Origin of the sequence: Sporosarcina contaminans, assembly GCF_042679045.1 — a bacterium.
In the GTDB taxonomy this organism is placed as follows: domain Bacteria; phylum Bacillota; class Bacilli; order Bacillales_A; family Planococcaceae; genus Sporosarcina; species Sporosarcina contaminans.
In genome coordinates, this window is record NZ_JBHTLT010000084.1 from 1 (window position 1) to 5,297 (window position 5,297).

General features: G+C 38.5%; 7 protein-coding genes. 5 read left to right on the forward strand and 2 right to left on the reverse strand.

Annotated elements, in window-relative coordinates; genetic code table 11:
* Positions 1 to 245 precede the first annotated feature (245 nt).
* The 4 genes from mgtE (at position 246) to ACFQ38_RS11720 (ending at position 3,723) form a co-directional block, all read left to right on the forward strand.
* A complete protein-coding gene (gene mgtE, locus ACFQ38_RS11705; protein WP_336823274.1) occupies positions 246 to 1,226 on the forward strand; it encodes a magnesium transporter in 981 nt (326 codons plus the stop codon).
* Positions 1,227 to 1,445: 219 nt separating this feature from the next.
* Positions 1,446 to 1,943, forward strand: a complete 498-nt coding sequence (locus ACFQ38_RS11710) for an RNA polymerase sigma factor (protein WP_336823273.1) — start codon at positions 1,446 to 1,448, stop codon at positions 1,941 to 1,943.
* Complete coding sequence (locus tag ACFQ38_RS11715; RefSeq protein WP_336823272.1) at positions 1,933 to 2,571, forward strand: zf-HC2 domain-containing protein; 639 nt, start codon at positions 1,933 to 1,935, stop codon at positions 2,569 to 2,571. The genes ACFQ38_RS11710 and ACFQ38_RS11715 overlap by 11 nt, the downstream gene beginning before the upstream one ends.
* A 429-nt stretch (positions 2,572 to 3,000) precedes the next feature.
* Entirely contained in the window at positions 3,001 to 3,723 is a 723-nt protein-coding gene (locus ACFQ38_RS11720) for a coiled-coil domain-containing protein (RefSeq protein WP_336823271.1), read from the forward strand.
* Positions 3,724 to 3,925: 202 nt separating this feature from the next.
* On the opposite strand, the gene ACFQ38_RS11725 is transcribed toward ACFQ38_RS11720, so the two are convergent.
* Positions 3,926 to 4,351 carry an NrtR DNA-binding winged helix domain-containing protein gene (locus tag ACFQ38_RS11725; RefSeq protein ID WP_381481046.1) on the reverse strand — a complete coding sequence of 142 codons (426 nt, stop codon included), beginning with the start codon at positions 4,349 to 4,351 and terminating at the stop codon, positions 3,926 to 3,928.
* On the opposite strand from ACFQ38_RS11725, the gene ACFQ38_RS11730 reads away from it, so the two are divergent.
* Positions 4,283 to 5,080, forward strand: a complete 798-nt coding sequence (locus ACFQ38_RS11730; protein WP_381481048.1) for an alpha/beta fold hydrolase — start codon at positions 4,283 to 4,285, stop codon at positions 5,078 to 5,080. The two genes, ACFQ38_RS11725 and ACFQ38_RS11730, sit on opposite strands and share 69 nt — an antisense overlap.
* A gap of 37 nt (positions 5,081 to 5,117) precedes the next feature.
* On the opposite strand, the gene ACFQ38_RS11735 is transcribed toward ACFQ38_RS11730, so the two are convergent.
* On the reverse strand, positions 5,118 to 5,297 hold a 180-nt coding region (locus ACFQ38_RS11735), incomplete at its 5' end, for a hypothetical protein (protein ID WP_381481050.1).

The window sequence follows — 5,297 nt, forward strand, 5'->3', positions numbered from 1 at the left end:
GGCGGAAAGCGTCCGCCCTGTAGCGCAAATCAACATTACTCAGCGGTACCTAAGTAAAAGGGTGACGTGCAAATCACATCACCCCAACATTTGATTTAGAACCTTGTTAAAGGGTTCATATGAGGACTATACACGTAAAGGAGGTGGTGGGGATGGATTGGCCCCCTGATAGTAGAACGAACACTTATCAGTCAATAGAAGTCCCCGCACCTCGGGGACAGTACCAGTAGAAGGAGGTCCTCACGATGAACCAAATTTATCGTCATGAAACAACCGGATCACTAATGAAGTTAGGATATGTCGCATTGTTGGATTCCTACACTGTAGAACAAGCAATCTTCCATTTGCGGCAGCAAGTTCAAGGAAAGAAGAATGTGCATTATGTATATTTGATTGACGAAAAACAGCAATTAACCGGAGTATTGTCGGTACGCGAGCTGCTTGCCGCATCCAATACCGATCTGCTCTCCAATATTATGAAGAAAGAGCTTGTTTGCTTCCCTGCCGACTTGGATCAGGAAGAGGCGGCAAAAGTGTTTCGGGATGAAGATTTAGTTTCAATTCCCGTCGTCAATCAGCAAAAAAAATTGATGGGAATCATTCATGTTGAAGACATTATCGATGTCATCCACCAAGAAGCCGATGAAGACATCGGAAAACTGACAGCATCGGGTAAGGAAATCGATTTTAGAACAAGTCCGTTAGCAGCTGCAAAGAAAAGACTGCCTTGGCTCATTTTATTGCTCTTTATTGGGCTTATTTCCGGTGGTATTATTGAGAGTTTTGAAGAAACATTGGAAACAGTCGTCGCACTCGCCTTCTTTATGCCGATGATTGCGGGGATGACCGGAAACACAGGAACACAGTCATTGGCTGTCGTTGTCCGCGGACTCGTATCGGAAAAGCTAAATATGAAAAAGGCATGGAAGCTGCTATGTAGAGAATTCATGGTCGGAATCATCATTGGCATTACATGCGCGATTCTAATCGCCATTATCGCGTATGTGTGGAGAGGAAGCTTAATGTTAGGATTTGTCGTCGGTGCATCTCTCCTATCAACACTCATAATCGGTACGCTCGCCGGAACGATCATTCCACTTATTTTATATAAATTCAAAGCTGACCCTGCTGTCGCTTCGGGTCCTTTAATTACAACGATTAATGATATTTTATCTTTGCTCATCTATTTCGGTATTGCGACAATGTTCATTTCGAAACTTATGTAAAATAGAATTGAAGGATTTCCCTTTTGGGGAGTCCTTTTTTTACTAAAAAGACGGGGTACTCTTCATTCAGTTTAGTGCGATTATGTGTAACGATTAACCGGCCCATAAAAAATTATAATGATTTGTAACGAATGAACTCTTTTCTGGATATATAGATGATTCGACTTTCATAAGGGTTCGATCAAAATAGAAAAAGTTTTCGTGGAGAGGGGGTAAATTGTGGATAAAAATTCAATCTATGAAGATTATGGCGATTTTGTTTTCAAATATCTAGTAACCCTGACAAATGATCGTCAATCTGCAGAAGAATTAACGCAAGAGACATTTTATCAGGCAGTGAAATCCATTGATAACTTTCATCATGATGGACAAGCAAAGTTTTCAACGTGGTTATGTTCAATCGCAAAAAACGTTTGGTTACAAGAAGTACATCGTGCTAAAAAGAAGCTTCAGTTAGAGCAATCACTAAGTGAGCAGACCCCGTTATTTTACAGTTTAGAAGAAGAGTATTTTAGAAATGAAGACAAAATCATTTTTTTTAAAAATGCTCAGCACCTAAGTGAGGTTAAGCGTGAAATACTGTATTTAAGATTATTAGGCGATTTATCTTTTAAAGAGATTGGCACAATTTTAGGTGGAACAGAAAATTGGGCAAGAGTCACATTTTATCGTGCAAAACAACAAATGGCAAAAGGTGGGGAAAACAATGAATCATAGTGTTTTTAAAGATTTAGTTCCGAGCTACATAGAACATTTAACAAGTAAAGAAACGAATCAGCAAATGGAACAACATATGAAACAATGCGAGGATTGCAGACAGTATGTAAAGGACATGCAAGAAGACCTCTTGGTGGAACAAACGATAGATCAAAATGGAGAGAAGAAAAAAATCGACTATTTTAAAAAAGTACGGTCAAAAAACAGGAAAAAGATTGTTCTTATTGTCGGCTCACTATTGGCCATTTTCATCGGTTGTTTCTACTTCCTTACTTCTATGTGGATAGCAGATGAAAAGAATGTTCAAACAACCATCCAGCAACAAGGGACAACGGTGACTCTTACCTTTCAATCAAAAAGTAACAATCGCTATCTGTTGCCGATGGAACAGAGAGAACAGTTCTACACGCACGAAATCATTGTTTATGAAAAATGGAATGATTTTTCAGAACCAGCGGCGCTTTTTAAAGATGGAAGTAAGGTGACATTCACCTTTTTAGATGAAAACAGATTATTATTAGGAAATGGTGAAGAAAAGAAATTGACAGATGAAGACAAAATAACCATCCGATATAAAAATAGTACAGAAGAGATTGTATTAAAGGATTTATACAAGCCGGTAAATTGATAAACCCTCTTTCCGAAGTGCTCGGGTGCTTGTTCCACTATCGTAAACGATTGCATATGCCAACTGCTCCAGCTTCTCTTATGGAATGACGAACAGAGCTACCCTTATGTAGCCGATTAATTGACAAATAAAAGACCATCCGATGATCCAGTGATGCTTCCAACATGTTGCTGTAAGTACGATTATGAACCCAATAGTGATCCCTTTTGGATATGAAGCGAGGGAACAGCTTATGAATAATAAATATACTTTCGAGATGCCTAATCCTTATTTCAATACTTTTAACATAGGAGGAGAAAATAATTTAGGATATTATGTACAGAACAATTTAGAATTCAATGAGAACCTGTTATTTTCCTATAAATCGTAAACTATACGAGCAATCTACCGATATGAAGAAGGAAGAAGCTATAAGGACGGTGTTAGGATATGCAAGTGTTAACTGGATTAAAGACAAGTCCGGTCACGAAAATGTATTCACCACAGAACGTTCAGAAAGAGAATGAGAAGAGCGCAAATAACCCTGTCAAAAGAGATACGATTATGATTAGCGATGAAGCACGAGCACAGTTGGGGAATTGGAGAGAACGCTCTGCCAACATGATTGAGAGCTTAATTGAAAAACGCCAAAAGGTTCAAGAGGCGAAAAGTAATTTAATTGAACGTACATTAGAGGCCGGGGAAGAACTATCGACGATTAAAGAGCAATTAGGAGCGTTTGATGAGCAAATTGCTGAAATCGAAGAACAAATGGCAGCAATCGAAGCACAGAAGCGAGAAAGAGAAAAACGTGAACAAGAGGAAAAGCAACAAGCAGCTATTAAAACGGAGGAAGCTGAAGGAATGCAATTGACCTCTCTTCTTCAATCAGCCCAATCTCTTGAACAAGTCAGTGCTTTAAAACAAGTGAAAGTACCATTAGAAAATGCGCATCGCAGGCTCAAAAATGAAATGGAGTATGACCAGGGACGCGGGTCAGCTTTGGAGAGTAAGGCAAAGAAAATTGACGAACTGGCCGGACGTATCCGGAGCATCGACAGCGAGATAAATAACCAAATTATAAAAGCGAATGAATCTTCTAACGAAGTAAACCGGAAAGTTTCTGTTGAAGAGGAGCAGGATGAGTCCGTGCATGAACCTCTTGAGGAATAGTCACTAAAGACGAAAGTGGCTAATTACTTAAAAATGTACGAGTGCATAAATGATGAAATTGTAAGCTATCTAGCTCCATATGCGGTAAAGGCTCATGCTTGCCGAATAGTAACGGTGAGGATTGCAGTTTAGTGTCTGCAATTGCTGAAATACGATTAAAGGATTGTACAAAAGCAAAAATAAGGTATTTAAGCTATGGTACTCACCACTGCTCCGTTAATAATAAAACAAAGTGCCGGGCACCCGATTTCAAGTGCTCGGCACATTTTTCGCTTCCAGAAATATAATGGAAATATCGAAGCAATCCCACACCCAATTTACATTGTACTTGTACAATTTTAATGGTGTGTGCGCCTGTTTTATTTTCCTGTCCTGTGTCCACTACCATCTGTTCTATATGGCGACGGAACTGCACTTTGTTTCGATTTCTGCCCAAAATCACCTCATACACTTGCTGCAAATCCGGCAATGTGATTTCTTTCCTTACTAAATTGAATGTGATATTTGTATAATTCACTTTCCCACGCAACCGATCTAATGAATGCGAATTGATTTCAGCATGGTCAAAGGCAATCCCATCCCACTTTGTAATCGACAAGGTGGTTTTCGTATTTGCTCTATCTGTCACCGTAACTTTTTCTACCGTTGCACATACTTTGATCTTCCCGGAAGTCCGTTCAAGTTCAATTTGCCTTTTTCCGTTTATCCGGGGCCTGGCTCGTGCAATTATTTAGAACCTTTATCCTATCTAATTGAGGATGTATGTGAGGTAATTATGTTCGATCCAAAAGGATGTGGGCGTTCTAGTTATTATGGAAATGGTTACGATATCGATTCAGCTCTTCATGATTTAGAACGAATTCGTGAAGAGTATGGGTACACTAAATGGATAGTAATAGGACACTCTTGGGGGGCTGATTTAGGTTTAGCGTATTCAATGTTATTTCCACAATCTATGTTGGGATATGTTTCTATATCTGGGAGTGGAATTCAAAATGATAAGGAATGGAAGGAGATATATAATAGAAATAAGGCAGAAAAAGATGAATTGAAGCCTGATTTTCAGTATGGGGCAAACAAAATTGTCCATCGTTCCTTAATTAATTCTTGGAGGTCATTCATTAAAAAACCACTATTACTAAAGGATATCTCTATGATTAAAGTACCTTCATTATTCATTTATGCCCAAAATGATATCCGTCCAGCTTGGCCGATTTTGCAGATTTCGAACCTTATAAGGAATTCAAAATTTATTATAATCGATGGTGCTGAGCATTATATTTGGCTATATGAAAATAAGAAATTAAGCGAAGTACTTAGAACATTTATTGAAACTTATACTGATAACATACTATGATTTTAAACTATTTTGTAAAATATGAAGAGGTGGGAAATCATTTTTTTAGTTGAATCACCGGTAATTTGGGACCATACATATAAGACATGCCTAACATATATGGTCCTTTTAATTTCGGGTAATCGGAAAATAGTGTGGAAAGAGGGCTAAAAAGTACCCTCTTCCATAGACTTGGTAAGTGTGGAAAAATCAGCTCCATAGATTTCCTCATACACCC